The 3,986-nt window shown below is 50.1% G+C and carries 6 protein-coding genes; 5 read left to right on the top strand and 1 reads right to left on the bottom strand.

What is annotated here, in order from left to right:
* The coding region (locus WBV27_RS01885; RefSeq protein ID WP_424198915.1) for a hypothetical protein at nt 1-482 on the bottom strand (482 nt) is incomplete at its 3' end.
* A 322-nt stretch (nt 483-804) separates the two neighbouring features.
* Between WBV27_RS01885 and WBV27_RS01880 the strand changes: the two genes are divergently transcribed.
* The 5 genes from WBV27_RS01880 to WBV27_RS01860 all read left to right on the top strand — a co-directional run.
* The gene (locus WBV27_RS01880; RefSeq protein ID WP_424198913.1) at nt 805-1,620 is read left to right on the top strand and encodes a tryptophan-rich sensory protein; all 816 of its coding nucleotides are present in this window, start codon (nt 805-807) and stop codon (nt 1,618-1,620) included.
* 29 nt (nt 1,621-1,649) lie between these two features.
* Nucleotides 1,650-2,360 carry a GntR family transcriptional regulator gene (locus tag WBV27_RS01875; RefSeq protein WP_424198917.1) on the top strand — a complete coding sequence of 237 codons (711 nt, stop codon included), beginning with the start codon at nt 1,650-1,652 and terminating at the stop codon, nt 2,358-2,360.
* A gap of 191 nt (nt 2,361-2,551) precedes the next feature.
* Nucleotides 2,552-2,974: a phosphonate C-P lyase system protein PhnG gene (phnG, locus tag WBV27_RS01870; RefSeq protein WP_424198911.1), complete on the top strand. Its 423-nt coding sequence runs from the start codon at nt 2,552-2,554 to the stop codon at nt 2,972-2,974.
* Nucleotides 2,975-2,983: 9 nt separating this feature from the next.
* Entirely contained in the window at nt 2,984-3,559 is a 576-nt protein-coding gene (phnH, locus tag WBV27_RS01865) for a phosphonate C-P lyase system protein PhnH (RefSeq protein WP_424198909.1), read from the top strand.
* On the top strand, nt 3,560-3,986 hold a 427-nt coding region (locus tag WBV27_RS01860; RefSeq protein WP_424198907.1), incomplete at its 3' end, for a carbon-phosphorus lyase complex subunit PhnI.

Below are 3,986 nucleotides of genomic sequence, written 5' to 3'. Positions count from 1 at the left end.
GCCGCTTGTTTGAGGTGATCGGCTGATTCGTCAGCCGGAACCGCCAAATCGTATTTTTCGAACAGAACAGTCATTTCAGAAACGTGCTGTGCTTCAGCGGATACGATGTTGTTGAACGGAGCTTGATCCCCGAAGGTTCCCAGTACGTAGGCGTATTCTCCGTGGGCCAATTGTTCATCCTGAATGGCATATGTGAACATCTCTTCCATCGTCAGATCGTTGTCCGCCAAGGCGCCGACCGCACCGTAGATGTATGGCGCTTCAATCGATTCGTCTTCTTCCATGTCGCTTTCTTCGCTGTCTTCCATTATGGATTCATCTTGTTCGGAACTGTCCTCTGCTTCTGAACTGCTTTCGGTCACTTCCGTTGAGCCGGATGCCGAAGAATCGTTTGTCGCAGCATCGTCGTCCGCTGTACAACCAAACAACAACAAAAGACTCAAAAACGTGGTCGACCCGTATAGTTTCTGCTTCCTGTTCATCTTTTCTCTTCCTTTCATTCAAAGCGATAGGAGCGATTGGGTAGGGGAATTGCTAACATTTTCAGATGATGGATGGCAAGGTTGAACAAAGAATTTGTCTCCTTAAAAGTACGCCTAGGGTGGGTAAATGTCAAAAAATTGGGCTATAATTAAGAAAAATATTTTAGTTTCCGAGCTGTCTCAATATTTGCATAGGCACAATGTTTTGAGTACTATTAAGGTAGGAGAACACTTTCTTTATTGCGCAAAATGCTGTGCGTCTGAGACTATCCATAGGCAATTATTTTTCTTATTTGGGACATTGAAAGAGGAGGAAATGAAGATGGAAACAAAAGTACAAACAAAACAAGCTGAAGCGCCCATCAAAATCGCGGTGGTCGTGACGTATCTGATCATGATTGCAGTTAATGCTATGGCAAATATCCTGCCGATCAACGGCATCGACACAGGAGCGGTATCGGATTCCTATCCGAACTTGTTTGCACCTGCCGGATTGACGTTTTCGATCTGGGGCGTCATCTATCTTTTGTTGGCGGGTTACACACTTTACCAATTCGGCTTATTTCAAGGCGATAAGAGCAAGGTGAAAACGGAACTGCTTAAGAAAGTCAGCATCGTCTTTTCGGTCAATTCCTTGGTGAACGCTGCTTGGATCTTCAGTTGGCATTACCGCATGATCGGCCTGTCGGTGATCCTGATGCTAGTGCTTCTGCTGAGCCTGATCTACATCAACCAGTTGATACTGAAGGAAAAACTCGATCAGAAGGAAAAACTGTTCATCCGGCTGCCGTTCAGTGTTTATTTTGGCTGGATAACGGTGGCGACGATTGCGAACATCACGACGCTGCTGGTCGATATCGGCTGGAATGGCTTCGGGATTCCCGAGTCGATCTGGACGATCCTGATCATCGTGATCGGACTTGCAATCGGAGCCGTCACGATGATCCGCAACCACGATATCGCATACGGACTCGTGATTATTTGGGCTTATGCGGGCATCCTGATCAAACACATGTCTGAGGACGGGTTTGCCGGGCAGTACTCGGAAATCATCACGACCGTCATCGCCAGCATCGTGCTGATGGGCGTGGCAATCGGCTATGTGCTCTTCGCAAAGAAACAAATTCCGCCATCCTGAAATGAGGGATCCAGAAAGGTTGATGCAAACTGCGTACAATAGAAAGCGAAATCCGCGACTATCTTTTAGATAAAATCATCCATCACGGTTTTCCGGAAAATAAAAAATTGCCTAGCGAAAACGAATTGGCGAACTTTTTCGGGACGACCCGCAATAGTGTCCGAAAAGTCTATGAGACGCTGGAAGCGATGGGCTACATCAGCTCCAAACAAGGGCTCGGGCATTTCCCGCGCGAAAAACGTCCAGCCATCGAACTTGCGTTGCGCGGGGATGTCAGTTTTTCCGAAAAGATGAATCAGCAAAATATCCCTTACCGTTCCCGGAATGTTCACTGCAAATTGGTGGACGAAGGGGGCGGGGATGAACGCTTACGGCAAATGCGCGGAGAAGGCGAACTCTATGAAGTTTGCCGATTGCGCATCGTCCATGACGTGCCGGCTGCGTTGCATTATTCCTATGTTTCGACAGCGATGTTCCCGGACATCAAGGCTGAAGGTGGGGATATCGGATCGATGTTCAGCTATTACAACACGAAAGGCTACCGCGCATTCACAAGCAGCGGCTCGGAGTTGAGCGTCTCCTTCCCACATTCGGAGGAACAGGAATTGCTGGAGTGCGGGGAACTGGTGCCGCTGCTGATCCTGGAAAGCGACTGCCGCGACAAAGCGAGCGGCCGCTTGCTGGAACTGACCAAAATCGTCTACCGCAGCGACCGATTCAGCTACAAAATAAATGTTTAACAGCAACACCGCCGTGCCGGCGCAAAACAACCGGTCCGGCGGTGTTTTTTGTCGTGGTGTGGGTTTTCTTGTCCACAAATATGCTCTTTTGCGTTTACAAAATGCTTACAGTGTTTACATAAGCTTAACCGGAAATTCATGGTTTCGAACTTGGCGACAAGTTACACTGATTTTCGAAAGGGGTGTTCCAGTTGAATAAAAGAAGAAGGACACGGATTTTGATCGATTACGGAAGGGCCGCTGCACTGCGGATGGCCGAGACTATCGAAGGCAGCTATCCCATTGAAATGATTTCCGAACCAAACGAAGCGTTGACGATGATCAAAGTGAGGGAATCGGCCCAGAATTCCCTGTTCTACCTCGGTGAGGTGCTGGTCACGGAAACGAAAGTGCGCATCGCTGGGAAACTCGGCATCGGCCTCGTCAAAGGCCATGAGGCGGAACTTTCGCGCGCCTTGGCCATCATCGATGCGACCTACAGCGCGGGACTGCCGGAAACGCAAGAATGGCAGGAAATACTCGAGCAATTGGAGCTTGCAGGGGAAGAAGCGATCTACCACAGGCAAAGAGAGCTGGCGCGGACCAAAGTGAATTTTGAAACGATGAACCAATAGGAGGATAACATGCACAACAAAGTGAAAGACTCACAACGGGTTTTCCGGAAAATTCTGGATAGTCTGTCCCGCCCGGGGAAAATCGTGGCGCTGGACACAACATTCGCATACAGAACGATGTTATTGGATGAAACAATGGATATCCTGATGACCCTGTTGGACAGGGAAGTGACGTTCCATCTGGTCGGCGAGGATGCGTCGACTACAGAAGAAATCGAAATACGCACCTTGGCCCGTTCAGCTCGATTGGAAGCTGCGGATTACATCATCATCCCGAAAGCGGCGGATCGGTTACTTTTAGGCGAAGTTTTCCGCCAAGCCAAGAGAGGCACGCTGTTGGACCCGAACCACAACGCGACCGTGATTTTGGAAACGGAAGCCATCTCAACGGATGCAACCTATGTCTTGAGCGGCCCAGGCGTCAGGGAATGCGAATGGTTGGACATCACTGCAGCCAACCATTGGATTCCTGCCCGCAATGAAGCAGTCGCTGAATTTCCGCTGGGCGTCGATTGTTTCATCGTCGATCAAGGCGGTTCCTGCATCGGTTTGCCGCGAACGACGGTTCTGGAAGGGGTGCGCTAGATGGGATATGTAGCAGTAAAAGGCGGACAGGAAGCCATTGCGCAATCCAATCTGGGGTTGACCTATGCCCGCGTCAGAAGCGGAAGGATTTTGGATGTGGAGGATATCCTCGCGGGTATGCGTCCGTTGGTCGATCAGGTGATGTCGGAGAGCAGCCTCTACGATGAAGAGTTGGCTGCTTTGGCCATCAAACAGGCGGGCGGCAGCATGGAGGAGGCGGTCTTCCTTATGCGCGCGCACCGGTCGACGTTGTCCCGCTTGTATTACACGACGGCGACAAACACAAAGGAGATGTTTGTGGAACGGCGCATTTCGGCATCCTTCAAGGATATTCCGGGAGGACAGCTGCTGGGCATCGCCAATGACTTTACGCAACGATTCCTCGACTTCGATCTTCTGACTGAAACAGAAGAGGAGGCAATCCAAA

This window comes from Trichococcus sp. (assembly GCF_049589555.1).
Lineage (GTDB): Bacteria > Bacillota > Bacilli > Lactobacillales > Aerococcaceae > Trichococcus.
This window is presented reverse-complemented; position numbering and strand designations above follow the sequence as displayed.